The organism is Ruegeria sp. BJ5 (assembly GCF_056537865.1).
The window spans coordinates 333,866-353,438 of record NZ_JBQFSH010000003.1 but is presented as its reverse complement, the minus strand read 5'-3'; the positions used below and the strand labels follow the sequence as shown (position 1 = coordinate 353,438).

General features: G+C 64.8%; 14 protein-coding genes. 9 read left to right on the top strand and 5 right to left on the bottom strand.

Annotated elements, in window-relative coordinates:
* Positions 1-15 precede the first annotated feature (15 nt).
* Positions 16-2,970 (bottom strand): error-prone DNA polymerase, encoded by a 2,955-nt coding sequence (locus ACR0NY_RS12440; RefSeq protein WP_170369057.1) that lies wholly within the window; start codon positions 2,968-2,970, stop codon positions 16-18.
* Between the two features lie 122 nt (positions 2,971-3,092).
* Here ACR0NY_RS12440 and ACR0NY_RS12435 point away from each other — a divergent pair, with 122 nt between their 5' ends.
* Positions 3,093-3,563: a DUF1203 domain-containing protein gene (locus tag ACR0NY_RS12435; protein ID WP_170369058.1), complete on the top strand. Its 471-nt coding sequence runs from the start codon at positions 3,093-3,095 to the stop codon at positions 3,561-3,563.
* Here the strand turns inward: ACR0NY_RS12435 and ACR0NY_RS12430 are convergent.
* Positions 3,553-4,545 (bottom strand): ABC transporter ATP-binding protein, encoded by a 993-nt coding sequence (locus ACR0NY_RS12430; RefSeq protein ID WP_170369059.1) that lies wholly within the window; start codon positions 4,543-4,545, stop codon positions 3,553-3,555. The genes ACR0NY_RS12435 and ACR0NY_RS12430 overlap by 11 nt on opposite strands.
* 89 nt (positions 4,546-4,634) lie before the next feature.
* Here ACR0NY_RS12430 and ACR0NY_RS12425 point away from each other — a divergent pair, with 89 nt between their 5' ends.
* Positions 4,635-4,814, top strand: a complete 180-nt coding sequence (locus tag ACR0NY_RS12425; RefSeq protein WP_093964387.1) for a zinc-finger domain-containing protein — start codon at positions 4,635-4,637, stop codon at positions 4,812-4,814.
* 126 nt (positions 4,815-4,940) lie between these two features.
* On the top strand, positions 4,941-7,742 hold the full coding sequence (gene polA / locus ACR0NY_RS12420) for a DNA polymerase I (RefSeq protein WP_170369060.1): 2,802 nt from the start codon (positions 4,941-4,943) through the stop codon (positions 7,740-7,742).
* A gap of 49 nt (positions 7,743-7,791) precedes the next feature.
* Here the strand turns inward: polA and ACR0NY_RS12415 are convergent, their stop codons facing one another.
* Together ACR0NY_RS12415 and ACR0NY_RS12410 are read right to left on the bottom strand one after the other, a co-directional pair.
* Complete coding sequence (locus ACR0NY_RS12415) at positions 7,792-8,022, bottom strand: DUF2798 domain-containing protein (RefSeq protein ID WP_170340948.1); 231 nt, start codon at positions 8,020-8,022, stop codon at positions 7,792-7,794.
* Between the two features lie 76 nt (positions 8,023-8,098).
* Positions 8,099-8,851, bottom strand: a complete 753-nt coding sequence (locus ACR0NY_RS12410; RefSeq protein WP_170369061.1) for a hydroxypyruvate isomerase family protein — start codon at positions 8,849-8,851, stop codon at positions 8,099-8,101.
* 174 nt (positions 8,852-9,025) lie between these two features.
* Here ACR0NY_RS12410 and ACR0NY_RS12405 point away from each other — a divergent pair, with 174 nt between their 5' ends.
* Positions 9,026-9,970, top strand: coding sequence for a DMT family transporter (locus tag ACR0NY_RS12405; RefSeq protein WP_254432929.1), 945 nt, complete (start codon positions 9,026-9,028; stop codon positions 9,968-9,970).
* Here ACR0NY_RS12405 and ACR0NY_RS12400 read toward each other — a convergent pair.
* Positions 9,967-10,542, bottom strand: a complete 576-nt coding sequence (locus ACR0NY_RS12400; RefSeq protein WP_170369062.1) for a DUF1285 domain-containing protein — start codon at positions 10,540-10,542, stop codon at positions 9,967-9,969. The two genes, ACR0NY_RS12405 and ACR0NY_RS12400, sit on opposite strands and share 4 nt — an antisense overlap.
* 65 nt (positions 10,543-10,607) lie before the next feature.
* Between ACR0NY_RS12400 and ACR0NY_RS12395 the strand changes: the two genes are divergently transcribed.
* The 5 genes from ACR0NY_RS12395 (at position 10,608) to ACR0NY_RS12375 (ending at position 19,571) form a co-directional block, all read left to right on the top strand.
* Positions 10,608-11,615, top strand: coding sequence for an AAA family ATPase (locus tag ACR0NY_RS12395; protein ID WP_170369063.1), 1,008 nt, complete (start codon positions 10,608-10,610; stop codon positions 11,613-11,615).
* Positions 11,612-12,487, top strand: coding sequence for a DUF58 domain-containing protein (locus ACR0NY_RS12390; RefSeq protein ID WP_170340956.1), 876 nt, complete (start codon positions 11,612-11,614; stop codon positions 12,485-12,487). The genes ACR0NY_RS12395 and ACR0NY_RS12390 overlap by 4 nt, the downstream gene beginning before the upstream one ends.
* The gene (locus ACR0NY_RS12385; protein WP_170369064.1) at positions 12,484-15,246 is read left to right on the top strand and encodes a DUF4159 domain-containing protein; all 2,763 of its coding nucleotides are present in this window, start codon (positions 12,484-12,486) and stop codon (positions 15,244-15,246) included. Before ACR0NY_RS12390 ends, ACR0NY_RS12385 begins: the two co-directional genes overlap by 4 nt.
* Complete coding sequence (locus tag ACR0NY_RS12380; RefSeq protein WP_170340960.1) at positions 15,243-17,285, top strand: hypothetical protein; 2,043 nt, start codon at positions 15,243-15,245, stop codon at positions 17,283-17,285. Before ACR0NY_RS12385 ends, ACR0NY_RS12380 begins: the two co-directional genes overlap by 4 nt.
* A 72-nt stretch (positions 17,286-17,357) precedes the next feature.
* The gene (locus tag ACR0NY_RS12375; RefSeq protein ID WP_170369065.1) at positions 17,358-19,571 is read left to right on the top strand and encodes a response regulator; all 2,214 of its coding nucleotides are present in this window, start codon (positions 17,358-17,360) and stop codon (positions 19,569-19,571) included.
* Positions 19,572-19,573: the final 2 nt, after the last annotated feature.

Here is a 19,573-nt window from a genome sequence, read left to right as displayed (position 1 = left end):
GTCGAGGCTTTCGATTCAGGCTCTGTTCAGGGCAGATACCGCGTTTTCCGGCCCGGATGCAGGGGCGGAATTGTCGCGCTGCCCCGGCGTCAGCAGGTGCCGCAACAGGGCCACCGGGTGTGCCCGCAGGCTCAGGCGGGTGGCGACGTAATCCTCGACCACCTGCTCGCCCAGCGACATCTGCGGCAGATGGGCGGCGGGTTCGTCCAGCGCCTCGCCTTCCAGATCCTGCGCGAACAGGGGCAGGGGTTTGGCGGTGGCGATCGCCTTGGCCTGCCACAGCGCCTCGCGCCGGGTCAGGCCGCAGGCGGCAAAGGCATCGGCCTCGGCCAGACGCTCGATCACCGAGGGGCCAAGGCCCGCGCGGCGCCAGACGTCGTCAACCTGGTGGTAGCCGTTGCCGCGCGCGGCGGTCAGCCAACTGGCGTCCTCTTCGCTCAGGCCCTTGATCTGGCGAAAGCCCAGCCGCAGGGCCAGCCCGCCATGGCCGTCTGGCTCCATCACGTTGTCCCAGAAGCTGGCATTGATGCAGACCGGACGCACTTGCACGCCATGCTCGCGCGCATCGCGCACGATCTGGGCGGGGGCATAGAACCCCATTGGTTGCGAATTCAGCAGCGCGCAGGCAAAAATCCCCGGATGGTGGCACTTGATCCAGGCGCTGGCATAGACCAGCAGCGCAAAGCTGGCCGCATGGCTTTCGGGGAAGCCGTAGGAGCCGAACCCCTCGATCTGCGAGAAACAGCGCTCGGCAAATTCGGCGTCATAGCCGTTGCGCTGCATCCCGCGCAGGAACAGGGTGCGGAATTCGCTGACATTGCCGTGCTTCTTGAAGGTCGCCAGCGACCGCCGCAGCCGGTCGGCCTGTTCGGGGGTGAAGCCCGCGCCGACGATGGCGATCTGCATCGCCTGTTCCTGAAACAGCGGCACGCCCAGCGTCTTGCCCAGCACCTCGCCCAGCGCGTCCGAGGGGAAGCTGACCTCCTCCTCGCCGTTCCGACGCCGGATATAGGGATGCACCATGTCGCCCTGGATGGGGCCGGGGCGGATGATGGCGACCTCGATCACCAGGTCATAGAAATTGCGCGGCCGCATCCGGGGCAAGAAGTTCATCTGCGCACGTGATTCCACCTGGAACACGCCGACCGAATCCGCGCGGCACAGCATGTCATAGACCGCCGGGTCCTCGGGCGGCAGGGTGGCGAGCGTGTAACTCGTCTGATGGTGCTGGGCGATCAGGTCGAAGGCCTTGCGGATGCAGGTCAGCATGCCAAGGCTCAGGACATCGACCTTGAGGATGCCCAGACTGTCGATGTCGTCCTTGTCCCAGCAGATGACCGTGCGGTCCTCCATCGTGGCGTTCTCGATGGGCACCAGCTCGTCCAGACGGCCCTCGGTGATGATGAACCCGCCCACATGCTGGGACAGGTGGCGGGGGAAGCCGTTGATCTCATACACCAGTGTTAGAGTCTGTTTTAATCGTCGATCCTCGGGGTCGAGGCCGATCTCGCGCATCCGTTCCGCCTCGAGCCCCGCGGTCGAGAAGAACCCCCACAGCTGCGAGGACAGGGCGGAAATCGTGTCCTCGGTCAGGCCCATGGCGCGGCCCACCTCGCGGATGGCGCGCTTGCCGCGATAGTGGATCACCGTGGCGCACAGCCCCGCGCGGTGGCGGCCATAGCGTTCATAGATGTGCTGGATCACCTCTTCGCGGCGTTCATGTTCGAAATCCACGTCGATGTCGGGCGGCTCGTCCCGCGCCTCGGAGACGAAGCGTTCAAAGACCATGGTGCCCATCTCGGGGCTGACCGAGGTGACGCCCAGGCAATAGCAGACCACCGAATTGGCCGCCGAGCCGCGCCCCTGGCACAGGATCCCGCGGCCGCGGGCGAACTGCACGATGTCGCGGACGGTCAGGAAATAGGGCTCGTATTTCAGCTTGCCGATCAGGGTCAGCTCATGCGCCAGCATCGCCTTGACCTTTTCGGGTGCGCCAGCGGGATAGCGCCATTTCAACCCCTCATGCGCCAGACGATGCAGGCGCTGGGCGGGGGTTTCGGTGCCGCTGACCTCGCTGGGGTATTCATAGCGCAGCTCGTCCAGCGAGAAGGTGAGCTGTTCGCTGAGCGCATACGCGCGAGCCACGGCGCCTTCGTGCCCCTTGAAGATGCGCAGCATCTCGGGTTCCGAGCGCAGGCGCTGTTCGCCATTGGCCAGCGCGTGACGGCCCAGATCGTCCACCTTGCGGCGCAGCCGGATCGCGGTCAGCACATCGGCCAGCCGGCGGCGCGAGCCGTGATGCATCATCGGCGCGGCGCTGGCGATGGTGAGCAGGCCCAGATGGCACGATTCAGTCTCTAACAAATGGAAAAACGCCGAATCCGCTCCGTCATAGCGCGGATGCATCAGCAAATGCATGCGCCCGGTAAAGCGGCGCGTCAGCTGTTGCGCCTGTGTCCGCCACCCGCTCGCGCCGCCGGTCGGACGGCCCGCCTGTGGCCAGAGCAGCAGGTGGAGGCCGTCGGAAAACTCCAGCAGGTCGGACAGGTGCAGGATGCAGTCGCCCTTGGCCGCGCGCAGCCGTCCGGTGGACAGGAGGCGGCACAGGTTGGCCCAGCCCTGCCGGTTGATGGGCAGGGCGGTGACGGGCGGGGCGTCGGTAAAGAGCAGCCGCGCCGCCGGGATCAGGCGCGGCACCGCATGCACCGGGAACGAGGGCGGTTTCGGGATGTGATCGGGGCAGGGCGGGCCGATGGGCGTGTTCTGCTCCTCCCACGCGCGGCGCTCACGCACCTTGCGGGCGATCTCGCGCGCCTGGGTATGGGCGCGGACGATGCCCGCCACCGAGTTGTCATCGGCGATGGCGATGGCGGGCAGGCCCAGGGTGACGGCGCGCTCCATGTACTCCTCGGGGTGCGAGGCCCCGGTGAGAAAGGTGAAGTTCGACGTGATCGATAGCTCGGCATACATGGCGAGTCGTCATTATATTCTTGTTTTGTTCTTTTTCGAGTCCTTGTCTGCATTGCGCAGGAAACGGGTCGTCTGCCCGCGTGTGGCAGGCGCATTGTCAGGGCAACAAAAGGAGACTCGAGATGTTCAAGATCACCGCCCTGCCCACCGACGAAGTACGCGCCTTTCAGGCAGGCGCGCCCGATGCCTACGGACACGCGCCTGAACGCGCGGTATCAACCGGAACCGGAAATCCGTGCCGCCATTGCTTGCAGCACATTCCCGAAGGTGCAGAAATGCTGATTCTGGCCCATCGGCCTTTTGCAGAGACACATCCTTATGCCGAAACGGGGCCGATCTTTCTGTGTGCAAGCCCTTGTGAACGGTATCAAGGGACTGATCTGCCAGAGGTTCTGACCTCATCGCCCGATTATCTGATCAAGGGCTATGGCCGCGATGACCGGATTGTCTACGGTACCGGCGTCGTGACACCCACCGGACGGATCAGCGCGGCGGTGGATGCAATACTTGCCCGCCCCGAGGTGGCCTATATCCATGTACGCTCGGCCCGGAACAACTGCTATCAGGCGCGGATCGACCGGGTCACAGCTTGACCCGGTGCAGGCCCCGGCGCGGCTGGTCCTGATCGTCGGCCGGGGCATCGTCGGCGCGCGAGGAGGTGAGGGCAAGGAACACGTCCTCGAGATCGGCCTCTTCGGTGCGCACGTCGCGGATGCGGATGCCGGCCTGGCGGACCGCCTCGAGCACTTGCTCGGCGCTGGTTTCCGGGCTGCGGTAGTGCAGCGCCAGGCTGCCGTCGTCGCGCAGGCTGGCCTGAACGCCGGGGGCGGCGGGCAGGGCGGTTACCGGGGCCTCGGGGGTGATGACCATGGTGCGTCCGTCCATGCGGCCCAGCAGGTTGGCGGTGCTGTCCTGCGCCACCTTCTCGCCGTGGTTGATGATGGCGATTTCGTCGCACATTTCCTGCGCCTCTTCCAGGTAATGGGTGGTCAGGATGATGGTCATGCCCTGCTGATTCAGCTTGCGCACATTGGCCCACAGCATCTGGCGCAGCTCGATGTCCACGCCGGCGGTGGGTTCGTCCAGCACCAGAATTTTCGGGTGGTGCACCAGTGCCTTGGCCAGCAGCAGCCGACGCCGCATCCCGCCCGACAGTGTGCGGGCATAGGCCTCGGCCTTGTCGCTGAGGCCGACCAGTTTGAGAATCTCGTCGCTGCGTCTTTGTGATTTCGGCACGCCATAGAGCCCCGCCTGAACCTCGAGCGCGCCGCGCGGGGTGAAGAACGGGTCGAGGTTCAGTTCCTGCGGCATCACGCCGATGGCGGCGCGGGCCTGGCGCGGGTTGCGGTCCTGGTCATAGCCCCAGATCGTCACCTGGCCGGCGGTCTTGATCACCAGCCCCGCCAGGATGTTGATCAGGGTCGATTTGCCTGCGCCGTTCGGCCCCAGCATGCCAAAGACCGACCCGCGCGGGATATCCAGGTCGATGCCCTTCAGCGCGTGTTTCTCGGGCTGGCCCTTGCTGCCGCGATAGGTTTTGCGCAGGCCGCGAAGGCTGATCGCTGCATCGGTCATTGCTGGCTCTTGCCCCCGGTTTCCTGATACCTCATAAACGCACCTAATGCATGCCCGCGAGGCCGACAACCAGTGAAGGATCGCACGCCGTGACAATCGAAGCTCCGGAAACCAAGATAGTCGAGACAAGCCGTGTCGCCTGTGATGGCGGCGAGGGCGCGCTGGGCCATCCGCGCGTCTGGTTGCAGATCCCCGAGGATCAGGGCTGGGTCGAGTGCCCCTATTGCGATTGCAAGTACGTGCTGAAGGGGCACGAAGCAGCGGCCTGACCACCCATGGCCTGTCGGGTCGGAAGAATTTGACCGAACACAGCAGACGGCCACGCGTGACGGGTGGCCCTGACGGCGCGCCCATGCCATGAGTTGGGTTGGCAAAGACGAGGGAAAGGGCGCGCGATGACAACGGGATTCGGAAAAGGCTGCCATCTGCATCTGATCGACGGATCGGCCTTCATCTTTCGCGCCTATCACGCCCTTCCGCCGCTAACGCGGAAATCGGACGGGTTGCCGATTGGCGCCGTTTCGGGCTTTTGCAACATGCTGCAGCGTTACGTGGATGGCGACCACGGCCCCGATGCGCCGACCCATCTGGCAGTGATCTTCGACAAGGGCTCGCACACCTTCCGCAATGACATGTACGACCTCTACAAGGCCAACCGCGAGGCGATGCCCGAGGACCTGCGCCCGCAGATCCCGCTGACCCGGCAGGCGACCGAGGCCTTCAACATCGCCTGCAAAGAGCTGGAGGGGTACGAGGCCGACGACATCATCGCCACGCTGGCCTGCCAGGCGCGCCAGGCCGGGGGGCGGGTAACCATCGTCAGTTCCGACAAGGACCTGATGCAGCTGGTGGGCGACGGTGTCGAGATGCTGGATGCCATGAAGAACAAGCGCATCGACCGCGAGGGAGTGTTCGAGAAATTCGGCGTCTATCCTGAGCGTGTCGTCGATGTGCAGGCGCTGGCCGGTGACAGCGTCGACAACGTGCCGGGTGCGCCGGGGATCGGGATCAAGACGGCGGCGCTGCTGATCAACGAGTTCGGCGATCTGGAGACGCTGCTGGACCGCGCCGAGGAGATCAAGCAACCCAAGCGCCGCGAAACCCTGATCGAGAAACGAGATCAGATCGAGTTGTCGAAAAGGCTGGTGCAGCTGGATTGCGAAACACCGCTGGACTTCACGCTGGATGATCTGGAGCTGCGCGATCCCGATCCGGACAAGCTGATGGAGTTTCTGGCCGAGATGGAGTTCCGCACTCTGACCAAGCGGATCGCCGACAAGCTGGGCGTCGAACCGCCGGTGATCGCGGATACTCCGGCGCCGGCGGCAGATGAGCCGCAGGCCGAAGACATTCCGTTCGATTCCAGCAAATACGAATGCGTGCGCGATGCGGCCGCGCTGCGGAAATGGAACGATCAGGCCTATGAGCGCGGCTGGCTGGCCGTGGACACCGAGACCACGGGCCTAAACGAAATGATCGCCGATCTGGTCGGCATCTCGCTCTGCATCGAGCCGGGCGAGGCCTGTTATATCCCGCTGACCCACCGCGACGGGGCCAGCGACGACCTGTTCGGCTCGGACGCGCTGGCCGAGGGGCAGATGCCGCTGGATGAGGCGCTGCAGATGCTCAAGCCGGTGCTCGAGGATCCGTCGATCCTGAAGATCGGGCAGAACATGAAATACGACGCCAAGATCTTTGCGCGCTACGGCGTGGATGTGGCCCCGATCGACGACACGATGCTGATGTCCTATGCCATGCATGCGGGCGAGCATGGGCACGGCATGGACACCCTGTCCGAACGCTATCTGGGCCACACGCCGATCCCGATCAAACCGCTGCTGGGCTCGGGCAAATCGGCGATCACCTTCGACAAGGTGCCGATCGACGAGGCGACCGCCTATGCCGCCGAGGATGCCGACATCACCCTGCGCCTGTGGAAGCTGTTCAAGCCGCAGTTGCACCGGGCTCAGGTGACCACCGTCTATGAAACGCTTGAACGCCCTCTGGTGCCGGTTCTGGCCGAGATGGAGATGCATGGCATCAAGGTCGATCGCGATGTGCTGAGCCGCATGTCGAACGCCTTTGCCCAGAAAATGGCCGGGTTAGAGGCTGAAATCCACGAGCTGGCCGGAGAAACCTTCAACGTCGGCTCGCCCGCGCAGTTGGGCGAGATCCTGTTCGACAAGATGGGTCTTGAGGGCGGCAAGAAGGGCAAGACCGGAAAGTATTCGACCGGCGCCGACGTGCTGGAAGATCTTGCGACCGAGCATGAGCTGCCGCGCCGGGTGCTGGACTGGCGGCAGCTGTCCAAGCTGAAATCGACCTATACCGACGCGCTGCAGACCCATATCAACCCCGATACGGGCCGGGTGCATACGTCTTATGCCATCACCGGGGCGAACACGGGGCGTCTGGCCTCGACCGATCCGAACCTGCAGAACATCCCGGTGCGCACCGAAGAAGGCCGCCGCATCCGCGAGGCCTTCATTGCCGAGCCGGGCAACGTGCTGGTGTCGCTCGACTATTCACAGATCGAGCTGCGCATCCTCGCGCATATCGCCGATATTCCGGCCTTGAAACAGGCCTTTGCCGACGGGCTGGACATTCACGCCATGACCGCGTCGGAAATGTTCGACGTGCCGCTGGACGAGATGACGCCCGAGATCCGCCGCAAGGCCAAGGCGATCAATTTCGGCGTGATCTACGGCATTTCGGGCTTTGGTCTGGCGCGCAACCTGCGCATTCCGCGGGCCGAGGCGCAGGGCTTCATCGACCGATATTTCGAACGCTTCCCGGGCATCCGGCGCTATATGGATGACACCATCGCGTTTGCCAAAGAGCATGGCTATGTGCAGACCCTGTTCGGGCGCAAGATCCACACGACAGAAATCAATGCCAAGGGGCCGCATGCGGGGTTTGCCCGCCGGGCGGCGATCAACGCGCCGATCCAGGGCACAGCGGCGGACGTGATCCGCCGGGCGATGGTGCGGATGCCCGAGGCGATCGACGGGCTGCCGGCCAAGATGCTGCTGCAGGTGCACGACGAACTGCTGTTCGAGGTGGCCGAAGACGCGGTGGATCAGACCATCGAGATTGCCCGAGACGTGATGGAAAACGCGCCCGATCCGGCGGTGAAGCTGGACGTGAAACTGACGGTGGATGCGGGCAAAGGCGCCAACTGGGCCGAGGCGCATTAGGCAAGCGCCGTGCCGCTCATCAGGCCCAGCGGGCCATCTTCGCGGCAGGTCAGGCCTCGGGCCTGACCAACAGCGCGACCAGCCGCCGGGTCAGCGGGGCCATGACCAGAACCACCGCAAAGGCCACCGGCCAGCTGATGCTCCACGCGCCCATCCAGCTGGCAAAGGTCTCGGGGCCAAGCCCGATCTCTTTGACCGTTGCGATGCAGGTCACGATGCAGGACATCAGCCCCGACAGGATCAATCCGAACAGGACGGGGGCAAAGCGGGCGGGGATCATGCGGCTGTTCCTCTACTGAATTGCCGCTTCGTATGCGATATCCAAGATGTGATTTCCAGTGCGCAGGTGCACAGGCCTATCGCATCCAGTGCAGAGAGGCGTCGGTGCGCCGCGTCGAGGGCGTGTATTCGGCGCTGACCCAGCCGTCATAGCCGCTGTCGTCGATCGCTGCGAACAACGCGGGGAAATCGGTCTCATCCCGGCCGGGTTCCGACCGGTCGGGGGCCGATCCGATCTGAACATGTACGATCCGGTCGCGGAATCTGTCCCAGATGGCCTGTGCATCGCCATGGATCATCCGGGCATGAAAGCTGTCGAACTGCAGGCCCACATTCGGACGGTCGATCCGGTCCAGGCACGCGGCGGCCAGATCATAGTCATTCAGGAAGTATCCCGGTTGCGAGACGGGGTTCAGCGGTTCGATCGTGAACCGTTGATGCGGCGCAAAATCCGCGGCCCATTGCAGGTTGTGCACAAAACAGTCCCGTGCGTCCGCCCCCGAGGCATAGCCCGCCATCACATGGATCAGGCCGGGCTTCAGCGCCTCGGCATAGCGCAGGACGCGGCGGATGTCGGACTGGAACCGCCCCTCGCCCCCCGGAACGGCCGCATAGCCGGGCTGGCCGCCGGTATAGTTGGGCGGCGGCGCGTTGATCAGCACCAGGTCCAGACCGTTGGTCATCAACGCGCGGCGGGTTTCCTTGGCCGCGATATCGTAGGGGAACAGGATTTCGACCGCCTTGAACCCAGCATCCGCAGCCGCCTTGAATCGGTCGAGATAGGGCAGCTCGGCAAAGAGCAGCGAGATATTGGCGGCAAATCGGGGCATTGTCCTCTCGGTCCGATGGCATGCTGACCTTAGTCGCGGGCGGTGCGCAGAGAAAGGGTTTGAAAACGACAATATGTCGAAAATCGGCCAGACCGGCGCGGGCCGAATGTGAAGGGTCGGGGTATTGCAGCGAATCATTTTCGTGGCGCTGCACCAACAAAAGGATTGAAACCGATGGCGATGAGTCCGGACCCCGTTCGCGGGCCCAGTTTCGCTGTGCCCGGTGCGCGGCAATCCGCCTTGTCCGGAAACGGGCTGGCGGTGGCGTCGATGCTAACCTGGGCGGCCGGATTCCCGGCGGCCGAAATCCTGCTGCAGACCTGGCCGCCGGTTGCCTTGCTGGCTGCGCGGCTGATGCTGGCGGTGGCCGTGATGATCCCGATCTGGCTGTGGATCGATGGCGCGGACGCGGTTCTGCGGGCGCGTTGGGCCCATGCGATGCGAGTGGGCGGGTTTGGCCTTGGCTTGGGCATGTTCCTGATCATCCTGGCGCAGAAACTGACCGATCCTGTTACCGTTGCCATCATCGCGTCCTGCGCGCCTTTGGTTGCGACACTGCTCGAGCTGGCTGCCGGAACGCGCAGATTGCGCTGGAACTTCGCGCTGGGCGTTGCTGTTTCGATCATCGGCGGCCTGATCGCAACCAGCGCGGTGGCGCCGGCCCAGCTGGGGTTGGGTGCGCTCTGCGCCATCGCCTCGACCGCGCTTTTCTGTTGGGCCAGCATGGCGACCGCGCGGGACTTCCCGGACCTCAGCCAAACCGGACGTACCACGATCACGCTGATCGGCGGCACGTTCATGGCCGGCGCGCTCTTCTATCTGTCGAGCGTCCTCGGGTTCGAAGTCTGGCCATCGTCGCCGATCGACCCGCAGCAGGCAGGAATGCTGGCGATCTACGCCGTGATCTCTCTAGGCCTCAGCCAGGTCCTGTTCATCGCTTCGATCGGCCGGCTGGGTGTTGCTCTGGCGTCATTCCACATCAATGTGGCACCGTTCTACGTGATGCTCATCATGGTGGTTCTGGGTTCGGAGTGGAACTGGACCCGGGCGCTGGGCGCCGGAGTCGTGGCGCTGGCGGTTGTCCTTGCGCAAGACCGTCCCGCACGACGGGTTGCCTAAGGCGCTTCTTCGGCGCGACCCAAGACAAAGAACTGCCCGCCGGACCAGACCCCGACCTGCCCGGCGCGTTCCGTGGCAATGTCCACAAGGCGGTAGAAACTCTTGCGGTCGATCCGCGCCTCAAGGTTCGATCGCACCAATATGTAGGGTCTTGGCTCGTTTGTTTCCGGGTCAATGGCAACCCGTATCGGGTGATCCGGACCTACCGTCACAGTATCGCCGACATGGGTGGTAAAGGTCAGAATCTGATCCTCGTTCGCGCCGGTCCGGTCGAAATCGACCGCCACAAACGGTGCGTCTTCGACGATGATGCCGACCTTTTCGACAGGGGTGACCAGAAAATAGGCGTCCCCTTCTTTCTTAAGAATTGAGGAAAAAAGCTTCACAAGCTCGAACCGGGTGATGGGCGACCCTAGGTAATACCAGGTGCCATCGTGCGCGATGCGCATGTCCAGATCGCCGCAGAACGGAGGATTCCAGCTGTCGACAGGGGGCAGACCCCGCGGTTTGGCCGCCTTGATCGAGGCCGCCAGACCCTCAGGGGACGGTTTCACAGGATTTTGTCCGCTCATTGTTTTTGCCATTTCCTCTCAGCGCGATACACTTCAACCATAATAAGTCCACGGAAGGGAAAGTCATGACCGAACCTGCCGACCTCGTCTCCGAGATCGAAGCGCTGGAAGAGAAACTGCAACGGGCCAAATCCTCGATCACCCGCCGCTTCATCGGGCAGGAGAGGGTCGTTGACCTGACGCTGACCTCGCTGCTGTGTGGCGGTCATGCCCTGCTGATCGGGCTGCCGGGCCTGGGCAAGACGCGGCTGGTGGAAACCCTGTCCACCGTCATGGGCCTGCATGGCAACCGCATCCAGTTCACGCCCGACCTGATGCCGGCGGACATTCTGGGGTCCGAGGTTCTGGACACCGCCGAGGATGGCAGCCGCCATTTCCGATTCATTCCCGGCCCGATCTTCTGTGAACTGTTGATGGCGGACGAGATCAACCGCGCCAGCCCGCGCACCCAGTCGGCGCTGCTGCAGGCGATGCAGGAACGCACGGTGACCGTCGCAGGCGAAGACCGCGCGCTGGGCGTGCCGTTCCACGTTCTGGCCACGCAGAACCCGATCGAACAGGAAGGCACCTATCCGCTGCCCGAGGCCCAGCTTGACCGTTTTCTGGTGCAGATCGACGTGAACTATCCCGACCGCCAGACCGAGCGTGACATCCTGCTGGCCACCACCGGCGCGGCCGAGGAGGAGGCGCATCAGATCTTCACCAAAGAAGAACTGCTGGCCGCGCAGGTTCTGCTGCGCCGGATGCCGGTGGGCGAGTCGGTGGTCGAACTGATCCTCGATCTGGTGCGCGCGTTCCGCCCCGAGGAACCCGGCGTGTCCGAGCGCGTGTCCGAGACGGTCGCCTGGGGTCCAGGTCCGCGCGCGGCGCAGGCGCTGATGATGACGGTGCGGGCGCGGGCGATGCTGCAGGGCCGGCTGGCCCCAAATGCCGAAGACGTGCTGGACATGGCGCGCCCGGTGCTCAGCCACCGGATGGCACTGAACTTCGCCGCGCGGGCACGCGGTGACAGCTTGGCCGACCTGATCGAAACCACCGCGGCCGGGCTTGTCCGGGCCGAGGCGGCGGCGTGAACGCGGCCCGCACCCTTCGCGAAAGATCCGAGGCCGAGGCGTCCCGGCTGCCGCCCTTGTTGGCGCGGGCCGAACACCTGGCCGGAACCGTGCTGCTGGGCGATCACGGCCGGCGGCGTTCGGGGCTGGGCGATGATTTCTGGCAATACCGGCCGGCCCAGATCGGCGACAGCCGGCGGATGATCGACCACCGGCGCTCGGCCCGCGGCGATCAGCAATATGTGCGCGAACGCGAATGGCAGATTGCGCAGTCGATCATGCTGTGGGTCGATCAGGGCGCCTCGATGCGCTTTGCGTCCGACAAATCTCTGCCCACCAAGGCCGACCGGGCCCGCCTTCTGGGGTTGGCCACGGCGATCCTTCTGGTGCGCGGGGGCGAGCGTGTGGGCCTGACCGGAACAACCCTGCCGCCCCGGCGCGGCAATGCCCAGATCATCCGGCTGGCGCAGGCCCTGTCCGAAGATATCGAGGCCGATTATGCCCCGCCCGAGCACCGCGCCATGATCCCCCATGCCCGCGCCGTGTTCATCTCTGACTTCCTCGGCCCTCTGGACGAGGTCGAACTGGCCCTGACCAAGGCCGCCGACCGCGGCGTGCGCGGTGTGCTGCTGCAGGTTCTGGACCCGGGTGAGGAGAACTTCCCCTATCGCGGGCGCACCATCTTCGAAAGCGTCGGTGGCACGGTCCGGCACGAGACACTGAAGGCGGGCGACCTGCGCGAGCGCTATCTGGCGCGGCTGGCGCGGCGCAAGGATGACCTGACCCGCCTGTGCCGGGTGACCGGTTGGCAGCTGGGTCTGAACCATACGGGCGACAGCGCGCAGGCGGCCCTGTTGTGGCTCTATCGTGCGCTGGACGGAGGGGCGCGATGACGGTTCTGGCGGGCATCGGCTTTACCGCACCATGGGTGCTGCTGGGTCTGCTGACGCTGCCGATCCTGTGGCTGATCCTGCGCGCCGTGCCGCCCGCGCCGATCCGCCGGCTGTTCCCCGCGGTGACCCTGTTGCTGGGCCTGAAGGACGACGAGAGCGTATCTGACCGCACCCCGTGGTGGCTGTTGCTGCTGCGGATGCTGGCGGCGGCGGCGATCATCATTGGGCTGGCCGGCCCGGTACTGAACCCGTCGCGCGATGAGTCCGGATCGGGGCCATTGCTGCTGGTTCTGGATGCCAGCTGGGCCGGGGCCACGCGCTGGCCCGCCACGCTGGATCAGATCGACGCGCAGCTGACCGAAGCCGGACGGGCCGGGCGCCCCGTGTCGATCCTGCGCCTGACCGAGCCGGAACCGCCGGTCTTCCAGGCCGCCGAAGCCTGGCGCAATCGCCTGCCCGGGCTGGTTCCGCAGCCGTGGCAGCCGGACGCGGCGCAGATCGAACAGGCCCTGGCCGACCTGTCGGCGGTCGAGGGCGGGTTCGATACGCACTGGTTCACGGACAAGCTGGACTATCCGGGCCGTGAAAGCCTGCTGTCCGCGCTGCAGGCGCGGGGCGCGGTCACGGTCTATCGCGCGGCGGCGCCGATCCTGGCGCTGCTGCCGGCCACCTATCAGGACGGGGCTATCCGACTCACCGCGGTGCGCGCCACGCCCGGACCGGCGCAGACCGTCACCATCAATGCGCAGGGGCGCGACCCGGCGGGTGTGATGCGCCTTCTGCAATCGGTCGAGGTCAGCTTCGACAGCGGCGCGACCCAGGCGCAGGCCGATCTGGCGTTGCCGTCCGAACTGCGGGCCCGCATCACGCGGTTCGAGCTGCAGGGCCAGCGGTCGGCCGGGGCGGTGTCGCTGACCGATGACAGCCTGCGCCGGCGCGAGGTTGCCCTGATCGCCGGAACCGTCAACCGCGAGGGGTTGGAGCTGCTGTCGCCGCTTCACTATCTGACGCAGGTGCTGATCCCCACCGCCGATTTCGTCGAGGGCGGGCTGGCCGAGGTTCTGCCCGCCAACCCGGATGTGATCGTGCTGGCCGATGTGGCCAAGCTGACCCCCGCCGAACAGGCCGGATTGGTCGAATGGGTCGAGCAGGGCGGGCTGTTGCTGCGCTTTGCCGGTCCGCACATGGCGGCCAGCGATCTGGGCCGCGATGCCGAAGACGCCCTTTTGCCGGTGCGGCTGCGCAGCGGTGGCCGCTCGGTCGGCGGCGCGATGAGCTGGGGCGAGGCCAAGGGGCTGGCGCCTTTCCAGGAAGGTTCGCCCTTCTACGGGTTGCGCATCCCCGACGATGTGACCGTCAGCACCCAGGTGATGGCGCAGCCCGACCCGAACCTGGCCGACCGGGTGATCGCCGCGCTGTCGGACGGCACCCCGCTGGTGACGCGCAAGCCGCTGGGCCTGGGTCAGGTGGTGCTGTTCCATGTCACCGCCGATGCCGAATGGTCGACCCTACCGCTGTCGGGCCTGTTCGTCGAAATGCTCGACAGGCTGGCCGTGGCCTCGGCGGCCAAGACGCGGCAGGTCGAACAGCTGCAAGGCACCACGTGGGAGCCGATTCAGGTGATGGACGGGTTCGGAACCCTGTCCGATGCGGGCAATCTGGCCGGTGTCGATGGCCCGGCGCTGGTGTCCGGCGCCCCGGGGCCCGACCTGCGCCCGGGTCTGTATGAAAGCGGCAAGCAGAAGCTGGCCCTGAACGTGTTGAACGAGGATAGCACGCTGCGCCCGATCAGCTGGCCTGCGGATGTTCCCATCAAGGGGCAGGAGGTCAGCGCCGAAACTCCTATCGGGGGCCTGCTGCTGAGCCTGGCCCTGATCCTGCTGACGGTTGACGTCGTGGCCTCGCTGGCGCTGTCGGGGCGTCTGGGGCTGGCGCGGGCGGCGGCGGTCGCGCTGGGCGCGGTTCTGATCGCACCGCAAGCGCAGGCGCAGACGCCCGAGGAGACCGAATTCGCGCTGCAGGCAACCAAGGAATTGGTGCTGGCACATGTACTGACCGGCAATGCCCAGATTGACGACGTCGCCCATGCCGGGCTACGCGGCCTGTCGCAAACCCTGTTTTACCGCACGTCCGTCGAACCGGCCGAGCCCATGGGCGTGGACCTCGAACGTGACGAACTGGCCCTCTTCCCGCTGCTCTACTGGCCGATCACACCGAATCAGCCCCAGCCTTCGCCCGAGGCCTATGCCAAGCTGAACGCCTATCTGCGGTCCGGCGGGATGATCCTGTTTGACACGCGGGACGCCAACATCGCCGGGTTCGGCGCCTCGAGCCCTAATGGGCGCAAGCTGCAGCAACTGGCTGCGCCGCTGAATATCCCTGCGTTAGAGCCTGTTCCCCGCGATCACGTCCTGACCCGTGCGTTCTACCTGTTGCAGGATTTCCCCGGCCGCTTTGCCGGAACCGAGGTCTGGGTCGAAGCCGCGCCCCTGGACGCTGAACAGATCGAAGGCATGCCCTTCCGCAACCTAAACGATAACGTCACCCCGGTGGTGATCGGTGGCAACGACTGGGCCGGGGCCTGGGCAATCGACCGAAACGGGCAGGCGCTGCTGCCGGTCGGGCGCGGCTATGCCGGAGAACGCCAGCGCGAGTTGGCCAACCGGTTCGGCGTCAACCTGGTCATGCACGTGCTGACCGGGAACTACAAATCCGATCAGGTGCACGTGCCTGCTCTGCTTGACAGGTTGGGCCAATGACCGGTTCCGTCATCTTTGACCCGCTGATCCCATGGCCCGTTCTGGCGGTTGTCGGGGCGATCGCCCTGGCCGCGACGGTTCTGGCGCTGTGGCGCGGTTTGTCGGGTTGGGCGTTGCGCGGGTTGGCGGCATTGGTGCTGCTGGCGGCTCTGTCCGGCCCGGTCTACCAGATCGAGGACCGCGCTCCGCTGACCGACATCGTGTTGATGATCGAGGATGAAAGCGCCAGCCAAACCCTGTCGGACCGCGCCGAACAGACCGCGCAGACCGCCGAGGCCCTGGCCGCCGAGATCGAGGCCCGCGACAACACCGAACTGCGCCGCATCACCGTGGGCGACGGTGACGGAGACGAAGGCACCCAGGTGATGGCGGCGCTGAATGCCGCGCTGGCCGAGGAACCGCGCGCCCGGATCGCCGGAATTCTGGTCTTGTCGGACGGCATCGTGCATGACGTCGATCAGGCCCCAGACCTGCCCGCGCCGATGCACCTGTTGCAGACCGGTCGCGCGCAGGACTGGGACCGCCGCCTGATCGTGCGCAACGCGCCGGCCTTTGCAATCATCGATGAGCCCGTCACTCTGACCTTGCGGGTCGAGGACAGTGGCGCGGTGCCCGCCGGTCCGGCGTCCGCCCCACTCGAGATCGCGGTGGACGGGGGCGAGCCGCAGCAGTTCAGCATCCCGATCGGTGTGGATGTCGAGCTGCCAGTGACCCTGCCCCATGGCGGGCGCAACGTCATCCAGTTCACGGTTCCGCAGGCCGATGGCGAACTGACCGACCGCAACAACACCGCCTTGATCCAGATGAACGGCGTGCGCGATCGGCTTCGGGTTCTGTTGGTCTCGGGCGAGCCGCATCCGGGCGGGCGAACCTGGCGCAATCTGCTGAAATCCGACAGCTCGGTCGACCTGGTGCATTTCACCATCCTGCGCCCGCCCGAGAAACAGGACGGGGTTCCGGTGGACGAACTGTCGCTGATTGCATTCCCCACGCGCGAGCTGTTTCTGGAGAAGATCAACGATTTCGACCTGATCATCTTTGACCGCTACAAGCGGCGCGGCATCCTGCCGGCGATCTATCTGGACAACGTGACCAACTACATCAATGACGGAGGTGCGGTGCTGATTGCGGCCGGACCCGACTTTGCCACCGCCGACAGCATCTTCCGCTCGCCCCTGTCTGCGATCCTGCCGGCGCAGCCCTCGGCCCGGGTCATCGAAGAACGCTACGTGCCCACGGTGACAGACCTGGGCCAGCGTCATCCGGTGACCGCCGATCTGGGTGAGACGGGCGATTGGGGCGCATGGCTGCGCCAGATCGACGTAAAACAGCGCTCGGGCGAGCTGCTGATGACCGGCGTCGAAGATCGACCTCTGCTGGTGTTGGACCGGGTGGGGGAAGGACGCGTGGCGCTGCTGGCTTCGGACCACGCCTGGCTGTGGAGCCGCGGCTACGAGGGCGGTGGCCCGCAGTTGGAACTGCTGCGCCGCCTTGCCCACTGGATGATGAAGGAACCCGAGCTTGAAGAAGAGGCGCTGTGGGCCGAGGCCAACGGGCAGTCAATGCGCATCATCCGCCAGACCCTGAACGAAGAGGTGGGCCCTGTCACGGTCACCCGACCCAATGGCGACACGCTTGAAGTGCCCTTGCGCGAATTGTCCCCCGGCCGGTTCGAGGCGCAGTATTTCGGGCCTGAAATTGGGCTCTATCGCCTGCAGGAAGGTGAGCTGTCCTCGGTCATCGGCCTTGGCCCTGCGGCGCCGCGGGAATTCGAACGCACCATCGCAACAGCTGAAATCCTTGAACCGGTCATGGCCGGGATGCGCGGCGGGGTAATCCGGGTCGAGGATGGGCTGCCGGCAATCCGCAACGTACGCGCCGGGCGCCCTGCGGCCGGGCGTGGCTGGATCGGTCTGACCCCGCGCGAGGCATATGAAACCCGTGACGTGACCCAAGCCGGACTGTTGCCGCCCTGGCTGGTGCTGCTGTTGGCGGGTGGCTTCCTGCTGGCGGGCTGGTTGCGCGAAGGACGGCGCTGATCGACCTTTGGCCTTAAACAGATTTTCACGGTCTGCGGGAATGCTGATCCCGAACCGACCGGGAAGATGACCATGAGTCTTGCAGAAAAACTGGCACAGGAACGGCGGGCGCGTCTGGCCGCCGAACGCATGCTTGCACTCAAGCAGAGTGAACTGTCCGAGGCCAATCGCAAACTGGGTGAATACGCGATGGCCCTGACCAAGCGTATTGGCGAGACTGAGGCCGAGGTCGAAACCGTGCGTGGCGAGAATGAAAAGGTCAAATCGGACCTGACCGTTGCAAATGCCAAGATCGAAGTGGCCGAACGCCGCCTCTGGCACTCGATCCAGACGATCCAGGACGGTTTCGCCTTCTTCGACGGCAGTGATCGGTTGATCAGCGCAAATACAGCCTATCTGAGCGTGTTCGAAGGACTGGATGAGGTCGCGCCCGGGATATCCTATCCCCGCATTCTTGATCTGCTTACCACCGAGGGCATCATCGATATCGGGTCGGAACCGGTCGAGGCATGGAAAACCCGCATGATGCGCCGCTGGACCCGGATCAACCCGCCGCCCGAAGTGATCCAGCTGTGGAATGGGCAATATATCAAGCTGATCGACCAGCGCGGGCAGGGCGGCGATGTGGTCAGTCTGGCCCTGAACATCACGGCCTCGGTCCAGCATGAGGCGCAACTGCAGGCCGCGCGCGAGAAGGCCGAGGCTGCCAACCGGGCCAAGTCGGCTTTCCTTGCCAATATGAGCCATGAGATCCGGACCCCGATGAATGGCATCGTCGGGATGACCGACCTGCTGTCGGAAACGCCTCTGAATGAGGAGCAGAGGCTTTATGTAGAGACGATCCGCAATTCGGGGGACGCGCTGCTGGTCATCATCAATGACGTTCTGGACTATTCCAAGATCGAAGCGGACAAGCTTGTGCTGCATCCCGAGGATTTCGATCTTGAACGTTGCATTCTCGAAGTTGCGATGCTGCTGCAGCCCACGGTGCGCGACAAGGGGCTGACCTTGCTGGTCGACTATGACCTGTTCCTGCCGACGCTGTTCGTGGGTGATCCGGGCCGGGTGCGTCAGGTGCTGACCAATCTGGTGGGCAACGCGGTCAAATTCACCGCCCAAGGCCATGTTCTGATCCGGGTCACCGGAGTACCGCATGCCGATCAGAAGACCTGCGACATCCACATTGCGATCGAAGACACCGGAATCGGCATCGAAGCGGACAAGATCGAGCACATATTTGGCGAGTTCAATCAGGTCGAAAACGAAAAGACCCGCGCCTTTGACGGCACTGGCCTTGGTCTGGCCATCACCAAACGCCTGATTACCTTGATGGGTGGCTCGATCTGGGTCGAGAGCGAGGCCGGCAAGGGGTCGTGCTTTGGGTTCCGCATCACACTGCCCACCGCCGAAGGCCCTCAACCGGCACCGCCTGCCTTGGCGGACAGGCTGAAACATGTCCTCGTGGTCGAGGATTTGGCCGTCAATCGGGCCATTCTGAACAAGCAGCTGCGGCGTTTGGGGGCCGAGGTGACGGTTTGCGCCACAGGCACCGAAGCACTGAGGGCGGTGGATGCGTCGGTCGACCTGATCCTTTGCGATCACGATCTGCCTGACATGGACGGGCTGGATTTGGCGGAAACTCTGCGCAAGCGAAGCTGGTCCGACGTTCCGATCGTGCTGATGTCCGCAAACCCGGCCATCGTACACGCCGATCCGAACCATCGGCTGATACAAGGGGTGGTTCAGAAACCGATCCCTCGGGCCGAGCTGTTCTCGCGGCTTCAGGCGCTGGGCGCGGCTGTGTTGCCTGCGCCTGTTTCCCCGCCCTGCCGCGCAGAGCCGGCCCAATCGTCCGGCGGAAACACGAAGCGGCGCAAGATGCGGGTTCTGGCCGCCGAGGACAATCGCACCAACCAGTTGATCCTGAGCAAGATGACCAAGGATCTGAACATAGACCTCAAGCTGGTGGCCAACGGGCTTGAGGCTGTCGAAGCCTTTGCGGAATTCGCCCCTGACCTGATCCTCATGGACATCTCGATGCCCAAGATGGACGGAAAGCAGGCCACGAGTGAGATTCGCCGACGCGAAATCGGCACAGGGCAGCATGTGCCGATCGTGGCGCTGACCGCTCATGCCTTGGCCGATGACGAGCACAGCATCCTTGGGGCCGGGCTGGATCACTACCTGACGAAACCGCTTCAGAAGAAGCTGATTTGCGAGATGATCCAGTCCAACTGCCCGACGGATGCGCAACCTGTCATTGTCGAGCCGGCTGGTGCGGTCTAGGC